The 25,615-nt window shown below is 69.2% G+C and carries 22 protein-coding genes; 10 read left to right on the forward strand and 12 right to left on the reverse strand.

The genetic code is table 11. The annotated features are described in order from the left end of the window. Window positions 1-118: 118 nt before the first annotated feature. Window positions 119-745: a TetR/AcrR family transcriptional regulator gene (locus AB0I18_RS45535; protein WP_363111698.1), complete on the reverse strand. Its 627-nt coding sequence runs from the start codon at window positions 743-745 to the stop codon at window positions 119-121. A 223-nt stretch (window positions 746-968) separates the two neighbouring features. Between AB0I18_RS45535 and AB0I18_RS45540 the strand changes: the two genes are divergently transcribed. The 4 genes from AB0I18_RS45540 (at window position 969) to AB0I18_RS45555 (ending at window position 5,246) form a co-directional block, all read left to right on the forward strand. Further along, the gene (locus AB0I18_RS45540; RefSeq protein WP_363111699.1) at window positions 969-1,964 is read left to right on the forward strand and encodes a tetratricopeptide repeat protein; all 996 of its coding nucleotides are present in this window, start codon (window positions 969-971) and stop codon (window positions 1,962-1,964) included. Window positions 1,965-2,613: 649 nt separating this feature from the next. Next, window positions 2,614-3,246, forward strand: coding sequence for a DUF6230 family protein (locus AB0I18_RS45545; RefSeq protein ID WP_363111700.1), 633 nt, complete (start codon window positions 2,614-2,616; stop codon window positions 3,244-3,246). A 109-nt stretch (window positions 3,247-3,355) separates the two neighbouring features. Continuing rightward, window positions 3,356-3,907, forward strand: coding sequence for a DUF6114 domain-containing protein (locus AB0I18_RS45550; protein ID WP_363111701.1), 552 nt, complete (start codon window positions 3,356-3,358; stop codon window positions 3,905-3,907). A gap of 76 nt (window positions 3,908-3,983) precedes the next feature. Beyond that, entirely contained in the window at window positions 3,984-5,246 is a 1,263-nt protein-coding gene (locus AB0I18_RS45555; RefSeq protein ID WP_363111702.1) for a hypothetical protein, read from the forward strand. A gap of 143 nt (window positions 5,247-5,389) precedes the next feature. Here the strand turns inward: AB0I18_RS45555 and pyk are convergent, their stop codons facing one another. The 3 genes from pyk to pta all read right to left on the reverse strand — a co-directional run bounded on the left by pyk (window position 5,390) and on the right by pta (window position 10,271). Continuing rightward, the gene (gene pyk / locus AB0I18_RS45560; RefSeq protein WP_363111703.1) at window positions 5,390-6,808 is read right to left on the reverse strand and encodes a pyruvate kinase; all 1,419 of its coding nucleotides are present in this window, start codon (window positions 6,806-6,808) and stop codon (window positions 5,390-5,392) included. 74 nt (window positions 6,809-6,882) lie between these two features. After that, window positions 6,883-8,151: an acetate kinase gene (locus tag AB0I18_RS45565; protein WP_363111704.1), complete on the reverse strand. Its 1,269-nt coding sequence runs from the start codon at window positions 8,149-8,151 to the stop codon at window positions 6,883-6,885. Continuing rightward, the gene (gene pta, locus AB0I18_RS45570) at window positions 8,148-10,271 is read right to left on the reverse strand and encodes a phosphate acetyltransferase (RefSeq protein WP_363111705.1); all 2,124 of its coding nucleotides are present in this window, start codon (window positions 10,269-10,271) and stop codon (window positions 8,148-8,150) included. Before pta ends, AB0I18_RS45565 begins: the two co-directional genes overlap by 4 nt. A 246-nt stretch (window positions 10,272-10,517) precedes the next feature. Here pta and AB0I18_RS45575 point away from each other — a divergent pair, with 246 nt between their 5' ends. Both AB0I18_RS45575 and AB0I18_RS45580 read left to right on the forward strand, forming a co-directional pair. Continuing rightward, window positions 10,518-11,543, forward strand: coding sequence for an ATP-dependent 6-phosphofructokinase (locus tag AB0I18_RS45575; RefSeq protein WP_363111706.1), 1,026 nt, complete (start codon window positions 10,518-10,520; stop codon window positions 11,541-11,543). 82 nt (window positions 11,544-11,625) lie between these two features. Then, a complete protein-coding gene (locus AB0I18_RS45580) occupies window positions 11,626-12,099 on the forward strand; it encodes a hypothetical protein (RefSeq protein WP_363111707.1) in 474 nt (157 codons plus the stop codon). A gap of 38 nt (window positions 12,100-12,137) precedes the next feature. Here AB0I18_RS45580 and AB0I18_RS45585 read toward each other — a convergent pair whose 3' ends face one another. Further along, a complete protein-coding gene (locus AB0I18_RS45585; protein WP_363111708.1) occupies window positions 12,138-12,854 on the reverse strand; it encodes a helix-turn-helix transcriptional regulator in 717 nt (238 codons plus the stop codon). Window positions 12,855-13,066: 212 nt separating this feature from the next. Here AB0I18_RS45585 and AB0I18_RS45590 point away from each other — a divergent pair, with 212 nt between their 5' ends. Together AB0I18_RS45590 and AB0I18_RS45595 are read left to right on the forward strand one after the other, a co-directional pair. Then, window positions 13,067-13,501, forward strand: coding sequence for a PPOX class F420-dependent oxidoreductase (locus AB0I18_RS45590; protein ID WP_363111709.1), 435 nt, complete (start codon window positions 13,067-13,069; stop codon window positions 13,499-13,501). Between the two features lie 114 nt (window positions 13,502-13,615). Continuing rightward, complete coding sequence (locus AB0I18_RS45595; protein ID WP_363111710.1) at window positions 13,616-14,419, forward strand: hypothetical protein; 804 nt, start codon at window positions 13,616-13,618, stop codon at window positions 14,417-14,419. A 24-nt stretch (window positions 14,420-14,443) separates the two neighbouring features. On the opposite strand, the gene AB0I18_RS45600 is transcribed toward AB0I18_RS45595, so the two are convergent. Further along, the gene (locus tag AB0I18_RS45600) at window positions 14,444-14,635 is read right to left on the reverse strand and encodes a hypothetical protein (RefSeq protein WP_363111711.1); all 192 of its coding nucleotides are present in this window, start codon (window positions 14,633-14,635) and stop codon (window positions 14,444-14,446) included. An 11-nt stretch (window positions 14,636-14,646) separates the two neighbouring features. Further along, on the reverse strand, window positions 14,647-15,498 hold the full coding sequence (locus AB0I18_RS45605) for a helix-turn-helix transcriptional regulator (protein WP_363111712.1): 852 nt from the start codon (window positions 15,496-15,498) through the stop codon (window positions 14,647-14,649). A 1,020-nt stretch (window positions 15,499-16,518) separates the two neighbouring features. Here AB0I18_RS45605 and AB0I18_RS45610 point away from each other — a divergent pair. Further along, a complete protein-coding gene (locus AB0I18_RS45610; protein WP_363111713.1) occupies window positions 16,519-17,580 on the forward strand; it encodes a hypothetical protein in 1,062 nt (353 codons plus the stop codon). A gap of 30 nt (window positions 17,581-17,610) precedes the next feature. Here the strand turns inward: AB0I18_RS45610 and AB0I18_RS45615 are convergent, their stop codons facing one another. From AB0I18_RS45615 to AB0I18_RS45635, 5 genes are all read right to left on the reverse strand, one after another. After that, window positions 17,611-18,495, reverse strand: coding sequence for a carbohydrate ABC transporter permease (locus AB0I18_RS45615; RefSeq protein WP_363111714.1), 885 nt, complete (start codon window positions 18,493-18,495; stop codon window positions 17,611-17,613). Window positions 18,496-18,501: 6 nt separating this feature from the next. Further along, window positions 18,502-19,452 carry a sugar ABC transporter permease gene (locus AB0I18_RS45620; protein ID WP_363111715.1) on the reverse strand — a complete coding sequence of 317 codons (951 nt, stop codon included), beginning with the start codon at window positions 19,450-19,452 and terminating at the stop codon, window positions 18,502-18,504. 154 nt (window positions 19,453-19,606) lie between these two features. Further along, a complete protein-coding gene (locus tag AB0I18_RS45625; protein WP_363111716.1) occupies window positions 19,607-20,974 on the reverse strand; it encodes an extracellular solute-binding protein in 1,368 nt (455 codons plus the stop codon). Between the two features lie 119 nt (window positions 20,975-21,093). Then, a complete protein-coding gene (locus AB0I18_RS45630; protein ID WP_363111717.1) occupies window positions 21,094-21,792 on the reverse strand; it encodes a response regulator in 699 nt (232 codons plus the stop codon). Continuing rightward, a complete protein-coding gene (locus AB0I18_RS45635) occupies window positions 21,789-23,630 on the reverse strand; it encodes a sensor histidine kinase (protein ID WP_363111718.1) in 1,842 nt (613 codons plus the stop codon). Before AB0I18_RS45635 ends, AB0I18_RS45630 begins: the two co-directional genes overlap by 4 nt. A gap of 143 nt (window positions 23,631-23,773) precedes the next feature. Between AB0I18_RS45635 and AB0I18_RS45640 the strand changes: the two genes are divergently transcribed. After that, window positions 23,774-25,180 (forward strand): cation:dicarboxylase symporter family transporter, encoded by a 1,407-nt coding sequence (locus AB0I18_RS45640; protein ID WP_363111719.1) that lies wholly within the window; start codon window positions 23,774-23,776, stop codon window positions 25,178-25,180. Window positions 25,181-25,615: the final 435 nt, after the last annotated feature.

Genomic DNA, 25,615 nt, shown 5'->3' on the forward strand with positions numbered 1-25,615 from the left:
CCACCCTCGGCGGCACGGTCGACAACACAGGTGCCCGCGAGTACGGCCGTACGGAACTGCACGTCTCCAAGTCGGCCCAGAGGATGGGACGGGTAGGGGCGGCGGGGGCGAGAAACGGTCAGGTCTGTTCCGCCGCACCTGCCAGGCCCAGTACCAGTAGTCGGGTGAAGGCCTGGGCCCATGCCGGGTCCACTCGTTCCGCGCTGACCAGGGTGCGGTGCATGACCGCGCCTGCCACCACGTCGAAGATCAGGTCGGTGGTGCGGGCCGCCGTGTCGGGGTCGGTCTCCGGCGGCAGTTCGCCGCGTGTCTGGGCGCGTGCCCGGCCCTCCAGGACCAGACGTTTCTGGCGGTCGACGACGGAGGCGCGGATGCGTTCGCGCAGGGCCGCGTCGCGGGTGGACTCGGCGACCACGGCCATCAGGCCGCCGCGTGTCTCCGGGCGGTCCAGGATCGCCGCGAGTTGCAGCACCACACCCTCGATGTCCGCGGCGAGACTGCCCCGGTCGGGCATCTCCAGTTCGTCGAAGAGGGCTGCCACCGCGTCCACCACGAGCTCGTTCTTGCCCGCCCAGCGCCGGTAGAGCGTCGTCTTGGCGACCCCGGCGCGGCCGGCGACATCCCCCAGGGTCAGTTTGGACCAGCCTAGTTCGACCAGTGCCGCACGCGTCGCGGCCAGGATCGCGGCGTCCGCGGTGGTGCTGCGCGGACGTCCCGTGCGGGGGCCTGGGGTGCGACTCTGCATGTCGGCGACCATATCCGGCCGTTGTGTGAAGTGGTGAGGGAGATCACCGGAACAGGGGTGCGGTGGGCACCCTGGGACAGTTACGCTACGGATCGTAGCGAAAGCGGATATGTGAGCGACGGCCACGCGGGCGCCAGGTGGGGACCGGCGCCGGAAGCACGTAAACAGGCCCGGCTTTCACAACGCTTTTCACACGGGTGCGCGGAGGGGGGAGGATAGACGCATGCAGCCACGGAACATGTCCATGAGCGGAGTCGTCGACCTCGCCGCGGTGAAGGCGGCCCAAGAGGCCAAGGCGAAGGCGGAGCAGGCGCGCGCCGAAGCGGCGAGGCAGGGTGGGGGAGACGCCGGCGCCGGGGTGTCCCCATCGAGCCTCGTCATCGATGTCGACGAGGCGGGTTTTGAGCGTGACGTCCTGCAGCGCTCCACCGAGGTGCCCGTCGTCATCGACTTCTGGGCCGAGTGGTGCGAGCCGTGCAAGCAGCTGAGCCCCCTTCTGGAGCGGCTCGCCGTTGAGTACAACGGCCGGTTCGTCCTCGCCAAGATCGACGTCGACGCGAATCAGATGCTGATGCAGCAGTTCGGGATCCAGGGGATCCCGGCCGTTTTCGCGGTGGTGGCCGGGCAGGCCCTGCCGCTCTTCCAGGGCGCCGCCCCGGAGGCGCAGATCAGGGGCACCCTGGACCAGCTGGTGCAGGTCGCCGAGGAGCGCTTCGGGCTTACCGGCCTGACCGTCGACGCCGGCGCCGACGCCGACGCGCCGCAGGGCGAGGCCCCGGCGGTCGCCGAGGTGCCGGCCGGTCCGTACGACGCGCTGCTCGAAGCCGCCGTACAGGCTCTGGACGCGGGTGACTTCGGCGGTGCGGTGCAGGCGTACAAGAACGTACTGAGTGACGACCCGGGCAATACGGAGGCCAAGCTGGGGCTCGCCCAGGCCGAGTTGCTCCACCGTGTGCAGGGCGCCGATCCGCAGCAGGTGCGCAAGGCGGCCGCCGAGAACCCCGGTGACGTGCAGGCACAGATCACGGCGGCCGACCTGGATCTGGTCGGCGGCCATGTCGAGGACGCCTTCGGGCGGCTTGTCGACACCGTGGCGCGTACGGCGGGTGACGACCGGGACGCGGCGCGGGTGCGGCTGCTGGAGCTCTTCGAGGTCGTCGGCGCCGACGACCCGCGGGTGACGGCGGCGCGCAGGGCACTGGCCCGGGCGCTGTTCTGACCTGACCAGTCCTTGACGGGTCGTTGACCAGTTGCTAAACGCTGTGACCCGTGGTGCCCGAGTGAAAGATTTGGCGACAGAGCGACTCTGCGGCCGCGTTTTACCAAATCTTGGTAAACGCGGCCGCTGTTACTTGGAGTAAGCCAGGGGCGGTGATCTGTCGGATTCCGTCCAAAGTTCGATGACTTTGTCACCACCCTTGACACCACCCAGAGTTGCCGGTCGATACCGACGGGTCGTTGTTCGGTTATCCGGCCGTTACTAGCCAGTAACGAACCCCCTTGCGGGGGAGGCGAGAATGCACCACGATCGGCGACGCTCGGTCCATTCCCCCACCCCGACAGCCAATCGGGTCCCGGGGTTTTTCTGGGTCCCCACCGAGTAGGGACCGGCGGCAGTGGCGCCGGTTCCTGGGCAGGGGGGTCTCCGTCGTTCGGCGGAGCCTGTCCGGCAGGTTGTGCGTGATGTGCGTCAGGCGCGACCAGTGGTTGTCGCTCGGGGGTGATCGCCGGTTGGTTCGGGTGCGGTTCGCCTGAAGCGTGCGGGCGCTCTCCTTCCCGAGGACGTAGCACTTCTCCCATCCCTGCCCGGCTGAGCCGCCTTCCGGAGGCAGCCAGGGCCGGAGATGTACGTCCGAGAAGGAGGAAATATGGAGTCCCAGGTGCGTGGCGGGACCAGATGGAAGCGGTTCGCGGTCGTCATGGTGCCCAGCGTGGCCGCGACTGCCGCGATAGGTGTCGCCCTGGCTCAGGGTGCTCTCGCCGCGTCGTTCAGTGTTTCCGGTCAGTCGTTCAAGGTGACGGTCGACCGGCTTGATGGTGTTGGCTTCTCGCAGTACGGGGCCATTGATTCGGGTTACACGCTCAAGGGCGAGAAGACGGCGCACCCGGTCGCGGTGTCGACGTTCAAGTCCGCGACGCTGAAGAACATGTGTCAGTCCGTGGTCACCCCGGACGTCCCGCTGCTCGGCTCCGTCAGCCTGACGCTGAAGGCGGGCGGCGGTGACACTCCGGTCAAGGCCGAGAACCTGTACATCGACGTCGAGGAGCTCGAGGCCGACGCGACGTTCCGCAACATCGACATCGGTGTTGCGGCCAAGGACGCCAACAAGGGTGCGGGTCTCGCCAAGGGTGACCAGGCCAACCCGTACGGGTTCGCGCAGCAGGCCGAGACGGCCACGCTGACGGACGTGAAGCAGACGGCGTGGGCGACCACCGCCGGAACCTTCAAGCTCAGCGGTCTGAAGATGTCGCTCTCCAGGGGCGTCAAGGAGTGCTACTAGGCACTCCGTGGGTGGGTGAGGGGGCTCTCTGTGCCGCCTCGCCCGCCCGTCCCTTCTCGTAGTACGTGAACCACTCTCACAGCAACGCCGTTCCAGGGAGCTGTTTTCCATGAGCGCCGAGACTCCTGCCGAGACTCCCGCCGCACGCGGTCAATTCACCTACTGGCGGCTGCGGTTCCGTGCCTGGCGGGGTGGCCGGCCGTTCTGGGCCGGCCTGTTCATCCTGCTCGGCGGATTCCCGATCGCGTACCTTCCGTACGCGAATCTCCAGATCGGGCATCTCACGCTGGCCATGGCGACGACCGCGGGTGCCGGTTCTCTCATCATCGGTGTGCTCCTGGGCGTTCTCGGAATCAGTCTCTGGTACCAGAAGCACATCCGGACCTTCGCCGGTGTCGCGGCGATCCTGCTGGGGCTCGTATCGCTCCCGGTGTCCAACTTCGGAGGCTTCTTCGTCGGCTTCCTGCTCGCCCTGGTGGGCGGCGGGATGGCCGTGGCCTGGGTGCCGGGCGCCGAACCCGGCGCGAGCCCGGCCGCGACGGACCGTACGGACAAGGGAGACGCTCCGGAGGCCGTGGCGGCCAACGGGGCGAGTGAGCCGAACGATCTGTCAGGAACGAGCCCGACGAACGGGGCGAACGGGAGGCACAGTGCCGGCTGACGAGGTGCGACACGCGGGCTCCGCGGGTGAGCCCCGTGCGAGAACCGGGCCGCGGCACGCAGCCCCGAAGAAGCCGTTGTTCACCAGGTTGCACGTGCCCGCGGGCAAGGCGATAGCCATCGCGTCGATGCCGACCGCGCTCATCATGGGCATGGGGTTCTCGACGTTGGCCCAGGCCGATGACAAGCCCTCCGCGAAGAACAACCTGACGATCGACGAGTACAAGGACTGCGTCGAGGCGCTGGAAGGGGCCGACGAGGCCGAGAAGGACAAGGGCAAGGACGCGGACGCCTCGGCGTCGCCGTCGCCGTCCGCCTCGACGAGCGCCCCCGCGGCGGACGACGACAAGGAGGAGCCGGGCTCCTCGGGCGAGAAGCCCGCGGGCGACGACTCGTCGGACAACGGCTCTTCGTCGGATTCAGGTTCCGACGACAAGCCCGAGCCGACGCCGTCCCCCTCGGAGTCCAAGGCGCCGGCCGAGAAGACCGAACCGACGCCGACCCCGACGCCGTCCCCCTCGGAGTCGAAGAACCCGCTCGACCCGCTGGGCCTCGGCGAGGCGATCAAGGACATCTTCACGCCCGACGAGAAGGAGACGGCGACCCCCACGCCGGCTCCCTCCGCGTCGGCCCCGGCGGCCGAGAAGCCGGCGGAGAAGCCTGCCGACAAGCCCGAGGACACGGCCAAGGACCCGGTCGGGGACACGGTCGACAAGGTCGAGGACGCGGCCAAGGGCGTCACCGACAAGGCGACCGAGGCAGCCGAGGACACCAAGGAGAAGGCGGAGGCGGCAGCGGAGGAGGCTGCCGCGTCCCCGACTCCCAGCCCGTCCGCGAGCTCCACCACGGACCCGGACGACTGCCCGGCCGCCACGGAGGACGAGGGCGGTGTCGAGCAGGGCATCCCCGCCCTGGCCGACGACCCCTGGCAGCTGCAGGCCAGCTCGCTGCTGCTCAAGGGCGCCGACTACCAGGGCATCGTCAAGGTGAAGACCGCCAACGGCACGGTCAAGGAGGTCCTGAAGTACGTGATCTCCGACGGCACCGACATCGGTGATCTGCACCAGACCGTCGATGACCAGGATGCCGGGGTGAAGTACCACGTACAGGGGGCCAAGGGCTCGACGTCCACCATCCGTGACGGCAAGACGATCATGTACACGGAGAGCATCTCCGGCAACCTGCTCGGTCTGATCCCGATCACGTTCGACCCGAAGCACCCGCCGCCGCTGAACATCCCGCTGATCTACTTCACGAACGTGAAGGTCATTCAGGCCGCTCAGTTCGGCGGGACGCTGACCATCCCGGGGATGCGTCAGTACAACACGCCGCTCGGATAGTCCCCCAGTCCCCCAAGACTGGTTCGGGAGCCGCACAACGCCTGAGGGCGCCCCCTGCGTGCAGGAGGCGCCCTCAGGCGTTGCCAGGCGTTGTACGGGGCGCCCAGAGGCGTCCAGGGGCTGATCCAGCCGGATCGGCCGGATCAGCCGCCCAGGTGGTGCACCCGCACCATGTTGGTGGTGCCGGCGACACCGGGGGGCGAACCGGCGGTGATGATCATGATGTCGCCGTCGTTGAAGCGGTTGAGCTTGGCGATCTCGGAGTCGACGAGGTCGACCATCTCGTCCGTGCTGTTCACGAACGGCACCAGGTGGGACTCGACACCCCAGCTCAGCGTCAGCTGGTTGCGCGTGCCCTCCTCCGTGGTGAAGGCCACGATCGGCTGGGCGGCACGGTAGCGGGACAGCCGGCGGGCGGTGTCACCGGACTTGGTGAAGGCCACCAGGCCCTTGCCGCCCAGGAAGTCCGCGATCTCGCACGCGGCACGGGCAACCGAACCGCCCTGGGTGCGCGGCTTCTTGCCCGGCACGAGCGGCTGCAGGCCCTTGGAGAGCAGCTCCTCCTCGGCCGCGACGACGATCTTCGACATCGTCTTCACGGTCTCGATCGGGTACGCGCCCACGCTGGACTCCGCCGACAGCATGACCGCGTCCGCGCCGTCCAGGATCGCGTTGGCAACGTCGGAGGCCTCGGCGCGGGTGGGGCGGGAGTTGGTGATCATCGACTCCATCATCTGGGTCGCGACGATCACCGGCTTGGCGTTGCGGCGGCACAGCTCCACGAGGCGCTTCTGCACCATCGGGACCTTCTCCAGCGGATACTCGACGGCGAGGTCGCCGCGGGCCACCATCACACCGTCGAAGGCCGCGATCACGGCCTCCATGTTCGCCACCGCCTGCGGCTTCTCCACCTTGGCGATGACGGGGACCCGGCGGCCCTCCTCGTCCATGATCTTGTGGACGTCGTTCACGTCGTGGGCGTCGCGCACGAAGGAGAGCGCCACCAGGTCGCAGCCCATCCGCAGGGCGAAGCGCAGGTCGTCGACGTCCTTCTCGGACAGCGCAGGCACGTTCACGGCCGTGCCGGGCAGGTTGATGCCCTTGTGGTCCGAGATCACGCCGCCCTCGATGACGACCGTCCTGACCTGGGGGCCCTCGACCTCGACGACCTTGAGCTCGACGTTGCCGTCGTTGATCAGGACCTGGTCGCCCTTGGAGACGTCGCCCGGCAGGCCCTTGTAGGTCGTGCCGCAGATCGACTTGTCGCCGGGGACGTCGTCGGTCGTGATGGTGAACTCGTCACCCCGCTCGAGCTCGACGGGACCCTCGGCGAACGTCTCCAGCCGGATCTTCGGGCCCTGCAGGTCGGCGAGCACGCCGATGGCGCGGCCCGTCTCCTCGGAGGCGGCCCGGACGCGGTCGTACCGCCCCTGGTGCTCGCTGTGCGAGCCGTGGCTGAAGTTGAAGCGGGCCACGTTCATACCGGCCTCGATCAGCGAGACGAGCTGCTCGTGCGAGTCGACGGCTGGGCCCAGAGTGCAGACGATTTTGGAACGGCGCATGGGGGCGATCCTATCGGTTTGTTTCGCTACGGAATATTCCGTCTGGTGGAAGATACAAATGGGCGGGTACGCGCTCAGGCGTGGCCCTGACCGGCGTCTCGGGCGGCCCTGTCGGCGACCCCGTTCGCGTTCCCGTTCCCGTTGCTCACGAGTGCGTAGGTCTGGCTGGCGATCTCCAGTTCCTCGTCGGTCGGCACCACGGCGACCGCGACCCGCGCGCCCTCGGGGGAGACCAGGCGCGGTTCGTCGGACCGTACGGCGTTCAGCGCGTCGTCGACCGTCAGGCCCAGCTCGTCCAGGTCCGCGACCGCGGCCTCGCGCACCGGGGCGGCGTTCTCCCCGACCCCCGCCGTGAAGGCCACCGCGTCGACCCTGCCGAGCACCGCGTAGTAGGCGCCGATGTACTTCTTCAGCCGGTGTATGTAGATGTCGAAGGCGAGCTCGGCCTGTTCGTCGCCCTCTTCCACGCGGCGGCGGATCTCCCGCATGTCGTTGTCGCCGCAGAGGCCGATCAGGCCGCTCTTCTTGTTGAGCAGATTGTCGATCTCGTCCGTGGACATCCCGCCAACGCGCATCAAATGGAAGATGACCGCGGGATCGATGTCACCGGACCGCGTACCCATCACGAGCCCCTCCAAGGGCGTGAGCCCCATCGAGGTGTCCACGCACCGGCCGCCCCGCACGGCCGACGCCGAGGCGCCGTTGCCGAGGTGCAGCACGATGACGTTCACGTCCTCCGGCGCTTTCCCGAGCAGCTTCGCCGTCGCCCGGGACACGTACGCGTGCGAGGTCCCGTGGAAACCGTAGCGCCGGATGCGGTGCTCGTCGGCGGTCTTCACGTCGATCGCGTAGCGGGCCGCGGACTCCGGCATCGTCGTGTGGAAGGCGGTGTCGAAGACGGCGACCTGGGGGAGGTCGGGGCGCAGCGCCTGTGCCGTACGGATACCGGTGAGGTTGGCCGGGTTGTGCAGGGGCGCCACCGGGATGAGGCGCTCGATCTCGGCGAGGACGGTCTCGTCGACGACCGTCGGCTGGGTGAAGGTCTGGCCGCCGTGCACCACGCGGTGGCCGATCGCGGCCAGCTCGGGGGAGTCAAGGCCGAGCCCGTCCCTGGCCAACTCCTCGGCGACGGCCTTCAGCGCCGCCTCGTGGTCGGCGATCCGGCCGGTCGTCTCGCGCGGCTCGCCGCCGTTCGCGAGCGGCGAGTGCTTCAGGCGGGAGCTCTCCTCGCCGATCCGCTCGACGAGGCCCAGGGCCAGCCGGCTGCTGTCGCGCATGTCGAGCAGCTGGTACTTCACCGAGGAGGAACCGGAGTTGAGGACGAGGACGCGGGTGGCGCTCACTGGGTGGAAGCCTTCTGGATCGGGGACGGGGACGGCGAAGTCTGGGGCGAGGGCTGGGCCTGGGCCTGGATCGCGGTGATGGCGACCGTGTTCACGATGTCGCCGACGAGTGCGCCGCGGGACAGGTCGTTGACCGGCTTGCGCAGGCCCTGGAGGACCGGGCCGACGGCGATCGCGCCGGCCGAACGCTGCACGGCCTTGTACGTGTTGTTGCCGGTGTTGAGGTCCGGGAAGATCAGCACGGACGCCTGCCCGGCGACCTTCGACTCCGGCAGCTTCGTGGCCGCGACGGACGGCTCGACGGCGGCGTCGTACTGGATCGGGCCCTCGATGCTCAGGTCGGCGCGGCGCGCGCGGACCAGCTCGGTGGCCTCGCGCACCTTGTCGACGTCCGCGCCCGAACCCGACGTACCGGTCGAGTACGAGAGCATCGCGATCCGCGGTTCGACCCCGAACTGCTCGGCGGTGGCAGCGGACTGGATGGCGATGTCGGCCAACTGCTCGGCGTTCGGGTCGGGGTTGACCGCGCAGTCGCCGTACACGAGGACCTTGTCGGCCAGACACATGAAGAAGACCGAGGAGACGATGGACGCGTCCGGCTTCGTCTTGATGATCTCGAAGGCCGGGCGGATGGTGGCCGCCGTGGAGTGCACGGACCCGGACACCATGCCGTCGGCGAGGCCCTCCTGGACCATCAGCGTGCCGAAGTAGTTCACGTCGGAGACGACGTCGTACGCGAGCTCGACGGATACGCCCTTGTGGGCCCGGAACTCGGCGTACCGCTCGGCGAAACGGTCGCGCAGCTCGGAGGTGTGCGGGTCGATCAGCTGGGCGCCGCCGAGGTCGATGCCGAGGTCGGCGGCCTTCTTGCGGATCTGGTCGACCGGGCCGAGCAGCGTGAGCTCGCAGACACCGCGGCGCAGCAGCACCTCGGCGGCGTGCAGGACACGGGCCTCGGTGCCTTCGGGCAGCACGACGCGACGCTTGTCGGAGCGGGCCTGCTCCAGGAGCTTGTGCTCGAACATCATCGGCGTGAGACGGCCGCTGCTGGGCGCCGAGACGCGCTTCAGCAGGTCGCTGGTGTCGACGTACCGCTCGAAGAGCCCGAGCGCCGTCTCCGCCTTGCGGGGCGTCGCGGCATTCAACTTTCCCTCCATGGCGAAGAGTTCGGACGCCGTGAGGAAGGAGGCCGACTCGACGGCGACCACCGGGGTGCCGGGGGCGAGGCGGGCGGCGAGGGTGAGGACCTCGTCGGTGGGGCGCTCGTTCAGGGTCAGCAGCACGCCCGCGATGGGGGGCGTACCGGCGCTGTGCGCGGCGAGGGCGCCGACGACGAGGTCGGCGCGGTCGCCCGGGGTGACCACCAGGCAGCCCGGGGTCAGGGCGCTCAGGAAGTTCGGCAGCATGGCGCCGCCGAAGACGAAGTTCAGCGCGTCGCGGGCGAGCCCCGAGTCGTCGCCGAGGAGCACCTTGCCGCCGAGGGCGCTGGTGATCTGGGCGACCGTCGGCGCGGAGAGCGCGGGCTCGTCCGGCAGCACGTAACAGGGCACGGGCAGGCGGTTGTCGAGCCGCTCGTGTATCTCCGCGCGGTCGGCGGGGGCGACGCGGTTCACGACCATGGTGAGCACGTCGCAGCCGAGCCCGTCGTACGCGCGGAACGCGTTGCGGGTCTCCGCCAGCACCGACTCCGAGGTCTGCTTGCGGCCGCCCACGACCGGGATCACGGAGGCGCCGAACTCGTTCGCCAGCCGGGCGTTGAGGGCGAGCTCGTCCGGGAACTGCGTGTCGGCGTAGTCGGTGCCGAGGACGAGGACGACCTCGTAGTCGCGGGCCACCTCGTGGAAGCGGTCGACGAGCTGCGAGACCAGTTCGTCGGCGCCCTGCTCGGCCTGGAGCGCGGACGCCTCGTGGTAGTCCATGCCGTAGACCGTCGCCGGGTCCTGCGCCAGCCGGTAGCGGGCCCGCAGCAGCTCGAAGAGACGGTCGGGCCCGTCGTGGACGAGGGGGCGGAACACCCCCACCCGGTCGACCTGGCGGGTCAGGAGCTCCATGACTCCCAGCTCGATGACCTGGCGGCCGTCGCCCCGGTCGATCCCGGTCACGTACACGCTGCGCGTCACGCGATGCTCTCCGTTTCCTTGGAATTCCTTTGACAGTCCTTCGATACCGGACATCTGTAAAAAGGCAGCCGTTATCGTTCGCTGAGCCCTCTTGACAATACCTCCGGGCGTGGATAAGGCGCCCGTCAGCCCGGGGCGGGAGAAGGCCTCGCGGGGGCCTGACGGGCGGGGACGGCGGGTCCCCGCCACCCGTGAAACAATCGGACTGGCTCAGACGTACCAACAGCGAGCAGGAGACACAGCACGATGCGTATCGGAGTTCTCACCGCAGGTGGCGACTGCCCCGGGCTGAACGCAGTGATCCGGTCGGTCGTGCACCGAGCCGTGGACCACTACGGCGACGAGGTCATCGGCTTCGAAGACGGTTACGCGGGCCTGCTCGACGGCCGCTACCGCTCGCTCGACCTCAACGCCGTCAGCGGCATCCTCGCCCGTGGCGGCACCATCCTCGGCTCCTCCCGCCTCCAGCGCGACCGGCTCCGCGAGGCCTGCGAGAACGCGCAGGACATGGCGCGCGAGTTCGGCATCGACGCGCTGATCCCGATCGGCGGCGAGGGCACGCTGACGGCGGCCAAGATGTTGACAGAGGCGGGCCTGCCGGTGGTCGGCGTCCCGAAGACGATCGACAACGACATCTCGTCCACGGACCGGACGTTCGGCTTCGACACCGCTGTGGGTGTCGCGACGGAGGCGATGGACCGCCTCAAGACGACGGCCGAGTCCCACCAGCGCGTGATGGTCGTCGAGGTCATGGGCCGGCACGCCGGCTGGATCGCCCTGGAGTCCGGCATGGCGGCCGGCGCCCACGGCATCTGCCTGCCCGAGCGCGCCTTCGACCCGGCCGACCTGGCCGCGATGGTCGAGGAGCGCTTCGCCCGCGGCAAGAAGTTCGCCGTCATCTGCGTCGCCGAGGGCGCCCACCCGGCCGAGGGCTCGATGGACTACGGCCACGGCGAGATCGACCAGTTCGGCCACGAGCGGTTCCAGGGCATCGGAACGGCCCTCGCCCACGAGCTCGAACGGCGCCTCGGCAAGGAGGCCAAGCCGGTCATTCTCGGCCACATCCAGCGCGGCGGCACACCGACCGCGTACGACCGGGTGCTGGCGACGCGCTTCGGCTGGTACGCGGTGGAGGCCGCGCACCGGGGCGACTTCGGCCGCATGACGGCGCTGCGCGGCACGGACGTGGTGATGGTCCCGCTGGCGGAGGCGGTCACCGAACTGAAGACGGTACCGAAGGACCGGATGGACGAGGCGGAGTCGGTCTTCTAGTCCCTCAGTTCCTCCCCTCCTCCCTTCCCCGGATCCGCTCAACGCCCGTGACACAGGAGAAGACGCAGGAGAAAGGGCCGTCGTGCTCCTTTTAGTACCGGTGACATTCCTGGCTGCCCTCGCGGTGGTCATCTTCTTCCTGCTCCGGTGCCTCGGAGTCGCCCTGCCGGGGAACAGGCATTGGTCCGGCTGGCGCCGGGTGGTCGTCGCTGCCGCCTTTGCCTGCGCGGCCATGGCTACGGGCTTCTACGCGTTGGGGGCCATCAATCTGATGTCGACCGTGGCCGTGGCGCAGGACGGCGGGGCGGACTCGGCTCCGTTTCCCGCCGACCATCCGTGCCGGGTCCAGTTGAAGGGGGCGGTGGACTACGACGTCCAGTTCCTCACCCTGCGCACCGTGTGTGTCATGGGAGACGGAGAGCGCAGAGCGGTGGACGACGTGCCGCAGGCGGTCCGGGTGACGGCAGCGGCATCGGCGGCCTGTGCCACCGTGTTGGCGGGAATCGTGCTGGCCGCTCAACCTCGGGTGCGCCCGGCTGTCCACGAGCGCCGCTAGGGCCCTAGTGCTGTGACCGGCCCGGTCTCGTTGCGGCACTAGCCTCCGTTCCGCTGGACCTCCGACCAGAAGCGGTCGACGATTCGGTCCAGGAAGTCCTGGCCCGTGTCCTCGGACCGGGCGGTGGCGGGTCCGCCGCTCCAGCTCAGGGTGGCCACCATCTGGCCCTGGTACTCGGCGTGCAGCGCCCGCAGTACGCCTCCCACCAGGCGCCGGTCCAGCGGCAGGAGCTTGACCAGCGGCCGTACGTACGCCTGCCAGCGTGTCGTCACCGCGCCGCGCAGCATCTCGGCCAGCTTCGCCTCGCGTCCCGCGACCGTGACCAGGTCCGGCAGCCCGAGGTCGAGCACCTCGGCGAGTGCCGCTGACTGCCGCTCGTTGCCGCGCCACTCGTCGGCCTCCTCCATCGCCACGTACACGAGGAGTTCGAGTCCTACGGCGCGCGCGACGTCCTCCGCGGCGAGGTTCCGTGCGGTCCGGTGTTCGCGCAATGTCCGTGGTGCGCCGATGAGTTCGCCCGGCGAGCACCACAACACGCCTGCCAGCGCGGTCAGTTCGGTGTTGCTCGGTGCGGCTATGCCCCGTTCCCAGGCGACGATCAGGTCCGGTGTCACATAGGGCAGGCCGAACGAGCTCTGCATGCCGTACGCGACATGCTCGGGCCCCATGCCGAGTGCGGTGCGCAGTTTGCGGGCGGCCGGGGCGTCGAAGGGCGGGGTGGGCTGCTGATGGGTCGGCGGTTGGTGCACGGGCACAACGTATGAGCGTGGGGCTGCGATGACTACGGGCTGTTCGGCCAGGATTACGGATTGTTGGAATCTACGATTTCGGATGTCCGTCCGAGACTCCTCCGACTCCTGTCCGAGGTGGCTGAAGATCACCTGGTGGGAGGCGTGACGGGGCGTGAGGATGGCGGCGGACGGCCCACGCGGGCGGACCTGGCGGCGAGTGGAGAGTGGCAAGCACCGTGAGCAGTATCGATGGGCATATTCGCGAGCGGCTGCTGGCGCCCAACTTCTGGCATCTGGCGACGGTGGGCGCGGACGGGGTTCCGCAGGTCTCGCCCATGTGGGCGGACATCGAAGACGGGTACGTCATGGTCAACACGTCGATCGGCCGCGTGAAGGAGGAAAACCTGCGGCTCAATCCGAGCGTTTCCCTCTCCCATCACGACCCCGAGAACCCGTACGACCGGGTGGAGATCCGGGGACGGGCCGTGCGGTTCGTGGAGGGCGAGGCGGCCGAGCGGGCCATGGACCGGCTGACGAAGAAGTACATCGGCGAGGACCGGTACCCGTGGCTGATTCCGGGCGAACGGCGCGTGATGATCCTGATCGAACCGGTGCGGGTGCGGCATGTGGTGGGGGTGGAGCGGTTCCGCCCCGGGGTACTGCCGGAGTGAAGGAATCGCACATCGCAGGGCTCGCTGAGTACAACCCTGGCCCGGTCACGCTGGTCTTGACTGCGTGAACTCTGCGCCGCATCCGAGCGCAGGGCGTTGATCAGGAGATGCACCATGCGAGCCACCGCCATTCGTCGTACCGTCCTGACCGCTTCCGCGGTCTCCTTCGCGCTTCTGCTCACCGCGTGCGGCGGCGGCGAGCAGAGCGACGAGGGCAAGGACGCGAAGGGCGGCGCCAAGTCCGACAAGCCGGCGGCGAAGGCGCTCACCGCCGCCGAGCTGGAGAAGCTCGTGGTCGCCCAGGGCGACGTCGAGGACCACGACATCAAGAAGCCGGGGAAGGACGACGTCTTCGAGCCCGGCTCCGTCTCCGTCGACAAGGCCGAGTGCGAGCCCGTCGCCCAGGTGCTGTCGGCCCTGCCGGCGGGCAAGCCGGCGGCGAGCGCCCAGCGGCTCGTCGTCCAGGAGTCCGAGGCGGCCAAGAAGGGCATGCCGCCGATGGAGGAGCTCGCGGACATGACGGAGAAGGAGGCCGAGGAGGCGTCGATCGACTCGCTCGACATCACCAAGACGATGACCTCCCTCTGGTCCTACGCCGCGGACGGCGCCGAGCAGACCCTCGGCACGCTGCGGGAGGCCGGCAAGAAGTGTGCCGGGGGCTTCACCATGACGGTCGACGGGGAGAAGCAGCAGGTCGCCAAGGTCGGCGAGGAGAAGCTCACCGCCGGCGAGGGCGCCGTCGCCTGGACGGTGGGGATCAAGCAGGACGCCGCCGTCGTCGAGACCAAGGTCGTCGTCTTCCGGCAGGGCGCCACGCTCGCCGGTTTCTCGTCCTTCAACATCGCGGCGGTCACCCGGGGTGAGGCGTTCGAGCAGCCGACCGCCGTCATCGACGCGCAGGCGGCCAAGCTCGGCTGATCCCTCTCCCCGCCTGCGGCGGAGTCACAGCAGGTGGTCGGCCCTGCCCGCCTTGATGTCGCGGATGAGTGTGCGGAGCGCTTCGCGGGTGTCGGTGAGGTAGGCGTCTTCCTGACCGGCGACGGCTATGTAGGCGTTGCCGGTTGGGTCGGTGCCTATGCGGAAGCAGTTGTTGCCTTCGGCGCAGAAGGGTTCTTCCCAGGTGATCTCGGGCATGGGGATTCCTCTCAGAGCTGGCGGGCGACGGCGTGGATGAGGTCGCGTGAGTCCTGCGGCTTCAGCGTGTGGGCGTGCCACCAGTCCATGTGGGTGCGGTACTTGGTGAGCTGGGCCTCGGAGTAGGTGAACTCGCCGCCGTGGGCGGAGTCCAGGTGCACGGTGTCCAGCAGGGGAACGGCGCCTTCGGCGTACAGCACCGCGTGCCCGGCGCCTGGGAACGCCCCGGCCTCCACGGGCAGTACGCGCAGCTCGACGTTCTCGCGCTCAGAAGCCTCGCACAGGTGCAGCAGTTGCTCGCGGGCCACGCGGTGTCCGCCGAACTGCATGCGCAGCGCCCACTCGTGCACGTACGCGACGTACTCCACGGGCTGGTCGCGGTCGAGCACCTGCTGCCGCCGCAGTCGCTGTACGACGCGGAGTTCGACCTCCGACTTGGGCAGCGGCGGCAGCGCGGCGGCGAAGATGGCTCGGGCGTACTCGCCGAGTTGCAGCAGGCCGGGGATGTGCACGGTCTGGTAGCTCCGCAGCCGGGAGGCGAACCACTCCAACTCGGCGACATCCAGGAGCCCTTGGGGCAGGACCCCCCGGTACTGCTGCCACCAGCCCCGTTTGCGAACGTCGGCCAAGGCGACCAGAGCGTCGACGTACGCCTCGTCCGCGCAGTCGTAGTTGCTGGCGAGTATCCGGATCCGCTCGGGGGAGGTGGCGCGGACGCCCGACTCCATGTTGGACACCTTCGTGCGGTCCAGTCCGAGCAGCCCGGCGGCGTACTCGGTCGTCCGGTCGGCCGCCAGGCGCATCCTGCGCAGCTCGGCACCCAGGCGCTTCTGACGTTCCGTCGGCGTGGGCCTTGTCGGCATTGGTGCCTTCCCTCCCCGGTTGGTCGGGGTCAGTTTGCACCGTGCACATCGCACGGGTCCAATGCGCTGGAGGCAATGTGGCCGACTAGGTGGCACACGTGCCCCGCTAGGGGCTACATTCGGTGACGAGTCGCTTACGGTCCGATGTCGTCGGAAGTGCATCGCGCGAGCCTGCCCAGGTTCTCCTCCCCTGGGAGGGGCGGGCCCGCGTCAGGGAGACATGCCACCGGCCGGGTCTCAATCCACCGCCGCTTCAAGGGAGTTCCGCATGCCCGCAACAGCTGTTTCGGCCTGCCCCGTCATCGGGGACACGCCCGTGGCGAGTACGTCACCGTCGCCCGACAACCTCTCGTACAGCCTCACCCTGCCCGCCGATCTGACCAGCCCTCGGATCGCTCGGGCGACGACCAGGGCGGTGCTTCAGATGCACGGGCTCAAGGACGTAACGGACGCGGCGGTCCAGGTGGTGGGTGAACTGGCCGCGTGCGCCTGCCGGTTCACATCGGGTGCCGAGGTGTATCTGTCGCTTCGGTACCGGGAGGGGGCGTTGCGCGTGATCTTCTACGACGGTCATCCACGGCATACGCACCCTCGGTTGGCGGCGGCTTGTGACGCGCGGCGGAGGGCGGCGTTGCGGGTGTTGGGGTGCGTGGTGCGGGCCTGCGAGGGGGAGTGGGGGTTCGGGGAGGCGCGGGAACCCGGGGGCGGGACTCGGATGTGGGCGGTTCTGCCCTGGCGCGGGGCTCGGGGTTATGCAGGGTTGGGTGCTGAGGTGGAGTGAAGTGCCCCCGGCGGGTGTCGTGGCGTCCCGCGGACACGGCACCACCAGGTCGGCATCCGTTCCGATCACGTCAACCGGCTGTACACCGGGGCGAGAAAGGCTGCACCCGCATCGTGCGCCACACCGGCAACCGGCCCTCCGTGAACACGTGCGGTCCGCGCATGGTCGGCCGACCACGCCGACAGGGTCACGCTGCTTGACGCGTCGGCCAAACGGGTCGGCTGGGGGAGGAGCAGGACATGTTGGTCAGGCGAAATCGGGGCAGACGTGGGCTGGCCGCTGTGGCCGTACTGGTCGGGGCGCTGACAGCGCCTGTTGGGGGCGCAGGGGTCGCCGAGGCCGCGGCGCCGGTGCCGTCCGCGAAGACGATACGGGACCTGGGCACCCTCAGCGGCGGGACGTCCAGCCTCGGGCGTGCGGTCAACGACCAGGGCCAGGTCGCCGGGTCCGGCGACACGGCGGGCAACAGCGACCACGCGTTCTTGTGGTCCGCCTCGGATGGCATGCAGGACCTGGGCACGCTCGGCGGGGAGGCCAGTTCCGGGGAAGCGATCAACGAGCGGGGCCAGGTCGTCGGGCGCAGCAACACGGAGGACGGCAGCCCGCACGCGTTCCTGTGGTCCGCCTCGGGTGGCATGCGGGACCTGGGCACGCTCGGCGGGAGGTTCAGTGAGGCCTTCGGGGTCAACTCCCAGGAGCAGGTCACGGGGACTTCCACCACGGCCGACAACAACACCGAGCGCGCGTTCCTGTGGTCTCCTTCGGGCGGCATGCAGGACCTGGGCACGCTCAGCGGTGGGAGGTCCGCCGTCGGGCGTGCGATCAACGAGCGGGGCCAGGTCGCCGGGTACGGCGAGACGACGGACGGCAACAACCATGCGTTCCTGTGGTCTGCTTCCGGCGGTATGCGGGACCTGGGCACGTTCAGCGGCGGGACGTTCAGCCTCGGGCTCGCGATCAACGAGCGGGGCCAGGTCGTGGGGTACGGCGACACGGCGGACGGCAGCGTGCACGCGTTCCTGTGGTCCGCCTCGGGCGGCATGCGGGATCTGGGCGCGCTCAGCGGCGGGACCAGCACCGGACTGGGCGTCAACACCCGGGGGCAGGTCACCGGGTACAGCACCACGGAGGACGGCAGCGCGCATACGTACTTGTGGTCCGCTTCGGGCGGTGTGCGGGACCTGGGCACGTTCAGCGGCGGGGCGACCAGCCTCGGGCAGTCGATCAACGAGTGGGGCCAGGTCGTGGGGTACGGCGACACGGCGGACGGCACCATGCACGCGTTCCTGTGGACGCCCTAGCTTCGCGCGTTCACAAGAACCGCGGATGTCTCACCCTTTGACAGCCCCGCCCAAAGCGAACCCCCCGCCCAACCGCCGCGCCACCAGCACGTACAACAGAATCACCGGCGTCGAGTAGATGATCGAGAACGCCGCCAGCTGCCCGTAGACAACCGTTCCCCGATTCCCGAAGAAGTCGTTGATGCTCACCGAGGCGGGCATCTGGTCCGGGCTCAGCAGCAGCATGAAGGGCACGAAGAAGTTGCCCCACATCATGACGAACGCGAAGACCGTCACCACCGCCACGCCCGGTCCCATCAGCGGCAGGACGATCCGGATCAGTGACTGGAAGCTGGACGCGCCGTCCGTCCAGGCCGCCTCCTCCAACTCCTTCGGTACCCCGTCCATGAAGTTCTTCATCAGCCAGATGGCGAACGGGAGTTGGGACGCGGCGAAGAAGAAGATCGTGCCGTGCATCGTGTCGATCAGGTCCACCTGAACGAACAGCGCGTACACCGGCACCATGATCGCCGTGATCGGCAGACTTGTCGCGAACAGGATCGTGAGCAGGAACGGTCTGTTGAGGCGGGACCGGAAGCGTGACAGCGGATAGGCGGCGAGGGCCGCGCTGACCACCGTCAGCAGGGTCGCGCCGCCGCACAGGATCAGGCTGTTGAGGAGCGGCGTGAACGTGACCTCCGGCACCAGGACCGCGTCGAAGTTGTCCAGCGTGACGCCGTCGGGGACCTTCACCTTCAGGTCGGCCTTCGGGTCCAGGGAGGACAGGATGACCCAGGCGAGTGGGAGGACGAAGGTGGCCGCGACGACCAGGAGGCCCGCGTCGGCGGCGTAACGGCGGCTGTTGCGGCGGGACTTGAGGGTCGGGGACTTGCGAGTCGGAGTTTTGAGGGCGGGGGTCCTGATGGTGCCGGCCATGTGGGGTCAGACCTCCGTTCGCAGCAGGCGCATGTAGACCAGCGAGAAGAGCGAGCCGACCACCAGAAGCAGTAGGGCCACCGCCGTCCCGTATCCGATCATGCTCTTCTGGAAGGCCTGTTCGTACATGAAGAGCGGGAGGGTCTGGCTGCGGTTTCCCGGGCCGCCCCTCGTCATCACCCAGATCAGGCCGAAGACCGACAGGGTCTGGAGGGTGTTGAGCATGAGGTTCGTACCGATGGAGCGGCGGATCATCGGCAGCGTGATGTGCCACATGCGGCGCCAGCCGCCCGCGCCGTCGACCTCCGCCGCCTCCGTGATCTCCTTGGGGATCTCGTTCAGCGCCGCCGAGTAGACCAGCATCGAGAACGCCGTACCCCGCCACACGTTCGCGAACGACACCGCCAGGATCGGGAGCGTGAACAGCCAGTTCTGGGACGGGAGATGGAGCCAGTCCAGGATGGCGTTCAGGGTGCCCTCGCGGCGAAAGAAGGCGTAGAGGAGGAAACCGGCGACGACCTCCGGGAGTACCCAGGCCGTGATGACGATGCCCCCGACGACCGTGCGGACCGGTTTCGACGCGCGCTGCATCAGCGTGGCCAGGGCCAGACCCAGGGTGTTCTGGCCGATGAGGGAACTCAGGACCGTGAAGACGAGCGTGAGCCACACGGCGTTGAGGAACGCGTCGTCCTTGAAGGCGGTACGGAAGTTGTCGAAGCCGATGAACGACGACTCGGCCTGGCCGGTGAGCTGGAGGTCGGTGAAAGCGATGTACGCGCAGTACGCGATGGGGCCGACGAGGAAGAGGAGCAGGAGGACGAGAGCGGGGGAGACCGGGAGGGCCCGGGTGAGTGCGCGGAGGGCGGGGCGGTGTTTCGGCGTGGGTGGGGGCGGGGGGACGGTCGGGCCCGGCGCGGTCTTCACCACGCCGGGGCCGGCCGGGGGCGCGGCGGTCATGAACGGCGGCTCGTTTGTCGCCCGTTCACCGCTCGCCCGTTCCCATCCCGCCGGTTCGCCGCTTGCCCGTTCCCATCCCGCCCGTTCCCTGCGCGCTCGGTCCCCTCGCGGGCGTTCGTTTCTCGCTCACTCTTCGGCCCGCTCGCCGGCCCGCTCACTTTTGGACCACTTGGTTGTTCGTGGCCGTCTTCAGCTCCTCGTCGTAGCCCTTCGCCGCCTCCTCGACCGAGCTGTCGCCCGTCGTCACGCCCTCCATGGCCTCCTGGATGGCGGTCGAGACCTTCGGGTACGCGGGATAGGCGGGCCGGTAGTGCGTGGTCGCCACCAGGTCCGTGAAGAACTTGATGCCGGGCTGCGCCTGCACGTACGCCGGGTCCTCGGCCACGTCCTTGCGCACCGCGATGCCGGAGTTGGCGATGTACCACTTCTGCGCGTTCGCCTTGGTCTGCATCGTCTCGATGAACTTGAAGGCGAGGTCGGGGTTGGCCGCCTTGGAGGGGATCGACCAGGTCCAGCCGCCCGACATGCTCACCTTGCCGGGAGCCTGGCCGTTCTGGGTCGGCATGTACGCGAGGCCCAACTTCTGTGACCACTCGGGCCATTCGTGGCCGCTGCCCTCCAGCCAGTCCTGCGGGAGCCAGGAGCCGTCGATGTTGATGCCGAGTTTGCCCTCGGGGAGGAACTCGCCGCGGATCCTGGTCGGGAAGTTGGGGTCGAGGGCGTCCGAGACGTCCGGGCCGAGCTTCTCCTTGAACACCGTCTCGACGAACGCGAGCGAGTCCTTGAAGCCCTGGCTGCCCGCGATCCACTTCTTGGCGGCGGTGTCGTACAGGGGGTCCTCGCTGCTCCCGGTGTCCGTCCCGTAGAGGAGCATCTCGAAGCCCTGCATGGTGGACGCCTCGCCCGCGGGCTTGCCGGTGTAGATGTTCAGGGGGATGGCGCCGGGGACCTTCTCCTTGATGGTGCGGGCCGCTTCGAGGATGTCGTCCCAGGTCTTCGGCTGCCAGTTCGCAGGCAGCCCGGCCTTCTGGAAGATGCCCTTGTCGAACCAGAGGCCCCGGGTGTCCGTGCCGTCCGGGACGCCGTACGTCTTCCCGTCCTGCGCCTTGGCCGCCGCCTTCGCCGTGTCGATGAACTGGTCCCAGTCCTTCCACTTGGCGAGGTACGGGTCCAGGGGCTTGAGGTATCCGCTCGTGATGTCGGAGTTGATGAGGAACGTGTCCTCGTAGACCAGGTCCGGGGCCGTCTTGGGGGAGCGGAGCATCTGCTGGAGCTTGGTGTAGTACTCCGAGTCCGGGGCCTTGATCGGGACGATTTTTACCTTCTTGCCCGGGTTCGCCTTCTCGAACTGCTTCTTCATGTCGGCCAGATACGTGTCCATCACGCGGATGGAGTTGTCCGTCGACTGTTTGAAGGAGAGCTCTACGGTGTCCGGGTCGCTGCCGGAGTCACCACCGCAGGCGCTGAGCGCGGTGGCGGTGAGCAGGGTCGCGAGGAGCAGTGGGGCGGCGGTGGGGCGCACGGGGCACGACCTCCTACTGGCCGACGTCGTTGTGGCCGAGTTCCTGCCCCGTGAACGTAGGAGGAGTGGTCTAGTCAGGTCAATGACCTTGCACGGGCCGGAGTCCGGGCAGGCACCGCCTACGCGCCCTTGACCCACCGGTACTGCAACTCCGGTCTCCCCACCTGTCCGTACTGGGGACTCCGGCCGGCCCTCCCCGCGTCCACCAGATGCTCCAGGTACCGCCGGGCCGTGATCCGGGAGATCCCCACGGCCTCGGCCACTCCCGTCGCGGTGAGCCCGTCCTCGCAGTCCCGCAGCGCCCGGGTGACCCGCTCCAGGGTGGGTGAGCTCAGCCCTTTGGGCAGCTCCGCGGGGCCGGGGGCGCGGAGGGTGGCGAGCGCCCGGTCCACCTCGTCCTGTCCGCTGGCCTCGCCCGCCGCCGCGTGGAACTCGGCGTAGCGGATCAGCCGGTCCCGCAGGGTGGCGAAGGTGAAGGGCTTCAGCACGTACTGCACGACGCCCAGCGAGACCCCCTCCCGCACCACCGTGAGGTCCCGCGCCGAGGTCACCGCGATGACGTCCGCGTGGTACCCGGCGGCCCGCAGCGAACGGGCCAGCTGCAGGCCGTGCACGTCCGGCAGGTGGAGGTCGAGCAGGAGCAGGTCCACCGGCAGGCGGTCCAGCGCCCGCCGGGCCTCCGCGCCCGTGTGCGCCTTGCCGACCGCGGTGAAGCCGGGCACCCGGCCCACATACAGGACGTGCGCGTCCGCCGCGACGGGATCGTCCTCGACGACCAGGACGCGGATGTCCTGGGAAGGGGCGGGGGGCGTGCTCATCGGGTGCCTCCGTGCGGAGTCGGCTCGGGTTCGGGCTCGCGCTCGGGCTCGAATTCGAGACCGGGCTCGCGGTCCGGAGCGGGCTCGCGGTCCTGAGCGGGTCCGGGCCCGGGCCCGGCGTGGACCTTAGTCCCCTCTTGCCGCTCAGTCCCCTCCAGCACCGGGGTCTCTTCCCGTGCCGCGGTCTCCTCTCGTACCGCGGTCTTCTCCCGTACTGCGGTCCCCTCCCGTCCCGCGGCCGTCAGTGGCAGCCGGACCTCGAACGACGCCCCGCCTCCCGCGGCCTCCGTCACGGTCAGCTTCCCCTCGTGACGGGCGACGGCCTGCCGTACGAGGGCCAGGCCGAGCCCCCGCCCGCCCGGACCGGACGGCTTCGTCGACCAGCCGCGCTGGAAGACCGCCTCCGTGTGGGCGGGGTCCACCCCGGTCCCGGTGTCGGTGACCCGGAGCACCAGCTCCTCCGAATCCGCCGAGTCCGCGAGGGCCGTCACCGTGACCCGGGCGCCCACCGAGCCCTGCGCCGCGTCCACGGCGTTGTCGATCAGATTGCCCAGGACCGTGACCAGGTCACGGGCCGGCAGCGACTCCGGGAGCAGGCCGTCGTCGAGGCTGCTGTCCTCGGACACGACGAGTTCCACGCCGCGCTCGTTCGCCTGGGCCGTCTTGCCGAGCAGCAAGGCGGCCAGCACCGGCTCGCTCACCGCCGCGACCACCTGGTCGGTCAGGGCCTGGGCCAGCTCCAGCTCGGCCGTGGCGAAGTCGACGGCCTCCTCGGCGCGGTCGAGCTCGATGAGCGAGACGACGGTGTGCAGGCGGTTCGCGGCCTCGTGCGCCTGCGAGCGCAGGGCCGTGGTGAAGCCCCGCTCGGAGTCCAACTCGCCCATCAGAGACTGGAGTTCCGTCACGTCGCGCAGGGTCACGACCGTGCCCCGCCGTTCGCCGCCCGACACCGGCGAGGTGTTCACGACGAGTACCCGCGCGTCGGTGAGATGGACCTCGTCCACCCGGGGCTCGCCGGAGAGCAGCGCCCCGGTCAGCGGGATCGGCAGGCCGATGTCCGCGACCGAGCGGCCCACCACGTCACCGGTCACACCGAGCAGCTCGCGGCCGCCGTCGTTGATCAGCGCCACCCGGAACTGGCCGTCCAGCATCAGCAGCCCCTCGCGCACGGCGTGCAGCGCGGCCTCGTGGTAGTCGTGCATCCGGCTGAGCTCGGCCGCGTTCATGCCGTGGGTGGAGCGGCGAAGGCGGGCGTTGACGACGTACGTACCGATGCCGCCCAGCGCCAGGGCGGCGGCCGCGACACCGATCAGAGCCGTCACCTGGCCCCGGACGCGTTCGCTGATCGCCTCGACCTTGATGCCCGCGCTGACCAGGCCCACGATGCTGCCGTTGTCGTATATCGGCGTCACGGCGCGGACGGACGCGCCGAGGGTGCCGGTGTACGTCTCGGTGAAGGGGTCGCCGAGGAGCGCGCGCTGCGTGTGACCCAGGAAGTGCTTGCCGATCAGCGCCTCGGTGGGGTGGGTCCAGCGGATGCCCTCGGGGTTCATGATCGTGACGAAGTCGACCTTCGCGTCGCGCTGCACCGCCGTCGCGTACGGCTGCAGCGTCCTCGTCGGGTCGGCGGTGCGGATGGCCTCCCGTACGGAAGGGGCGTCCGCGACCGACTGGGCCACGCCCATCGCCTGGCGGCCCGCCGCGTCCTCGGCCTGGCTGCGGTCGCTGACGTACGTGAAGAGGGCGCAGCCCGCCACCACGACGGCGACCAGCACGGCCTGCATGGCGAAGAGCTGGCCGGCCAGGCTGCGGGGTCGGGGGAGGCGGGGGAAGCGCATGGAAACAGTGTGCCCCCGCAGATATGCGCGAACTAAATGAACGGAAGGGTGACCGCCCTCACAAGGCGGGAGATAGTCACCGCAACCCCCGGACGTGAGCCGCACGCCGGATGATGCCGACGACGTCGTCAAGGAGGGCAGCCGTGACCAGTACATCCGATACGGCACCTGCCGCTCCCGCTGCCAAGCGGGACCGCACCCACTACCTGTACATCGCGGTGATCGCCGCCGTGGCCGCCGGCATCGCCGTGGGCCTGATCGCCCCCGATTTCGCGGTCGAGCTGAAGCCGATCGGTACCGGCTTCGTGAACCTGATCAAGATGATGATCTCGCCGATCATCTTCTGCACGATCGTGCTGGGCATCGGCTCGGTACGGAAGGCCGCGAAGGTCGGCGCGGTGGGCGGCATCGCGCTCGCCTACTTCACGGTGATGTCGCTGGTCGCCCTCGGGATCGGCCTGGTCGTCGGCAACATCCTGGAGCCGGGTACGGGTCTGGCGGTGACCGACGCGATCAAGGACGCGGGTCAGGCGCAGGTCACCGAGGCGAAGAACACCGAGGAGTTCCTGCTCGGCATCATCCCGACGACGATCGTCTCCGCGTTCACCGGCGGCGAGGTCCTGCAGACCCTGCTCGTCGCGCTGCTCGCCGGGTTCGCGCTGCAGGCCATGGGTTCGGCGGGTGCGCCGATCCTGCGGGGTGTGGAGCACATCCAGCGGCTGGTCTTCCGCATCCTCGCGATGGTGATGTGGGCGGCGCCGATCGGTGCGTTCGGTGCGATCGCGGCGGTTACGGGTTCGGCGGGTGTGGATGCTCTGAAGAGCCTCGCTGTGCTGATGCTCGGCTTCTACGCCACCTGTTTCCTCTTCGTCGGGATCGTGCTCGGTGCGCTGCTGCGGATCGTGGCGGGGCTCAACATCCTCACGCTCTTCAAGTACCTGGGCCGTGAGTTCCTGCTGATCCTGTCCACGTCGTCGTCCGAGTCCGCTCTGCCGCGGCTCATCGCGAAGATGGAGCACCTGGGCGTGAGCAAGCCGGTCGTCGGTATCACCGTGCCGACCGGGTACTCCTTCAACCTCGACGGCACCATGATCTACATGACGATGGCCTCGCTGTTCATCGCCGACGCCATGGGTACGCCGATGTCTGTGGGCGAGCAGATTCCGCTGCTGCTGTTCCTGTTGGTGGCGTCGAAGGGTGCGGCGGGTGTGACCGGTGCGGGGCTTGCCACGCTGGCGGGTGGGCTGCAGTCGCACAAGCCCGCGCTGGTGGATGGCATCGGGCTCATCGTCGGTATCGACCGGTTCATGAGTGAGGCGCGGGCGCTGACGAACTTCGCGGGTAACGCGGTGGCTACGGTGCTGATCGGTACGTGGACCAAGGAGATCGACAAGGAGCGGGTCGATCAGGTGCTGGCTGGGCAGTTGCCGTTCGATGAGACGACGTTGCTTGATGACGGTCACGGTGGTGGGGGTCGGGATGACGACGCCGCTGCCGGCTCGGCCGAGGTGCCGGGTCAGCCTGAGGACAAGGCCCTGGCGAAGGCCTAGGGCCGGTCTGGGCCCTTGAAGCTCCGGGCGGCTGGGTGGTTCCCCCGTCGCTCAGCCGCCCGGTTACTTGCTGCGACCGCTCCATTGCCGGTGCCTCCGGCGGTGGGGCGGTTGTTTGTCTGCGGGTTGGGTTGGGCTGGTCGCGCAGTTCCTCGCGCCCCTGGGGTGGTGGGTGGTGGGGTCGGTGCCGCGACGGGGTATCCGATCGCCGCTCTGGGATATTCAGTCATGGCACGTTGCCGCGGCGATCGGACACCCCGACACGACCCCTCACGCCGGAGGCCGACAGCGGCCCGGTGGGGGCACCGGTCAAAACCCCGCCCGGCCGTTGTCTTTTGTCTTTTAGGGGCGCGGGGAACTGCGCACCCAGCCCCCACCGGGCCCGCACTGTGCACACCGTCCCAAGGCCCCCGTCTTTTGTCTTTTCAGGGGCGC

Origin of the sequence: Streptomyces sp. NPDC050704 (genome assembly GCF_040654355.1) — a bacterium.
Taxonomy (GTDB): domain Bacteria; phylum Actinomycetota; class Actinomycetes; order Streptomycetales; family Streptomycetaceae; genus Streptomyces.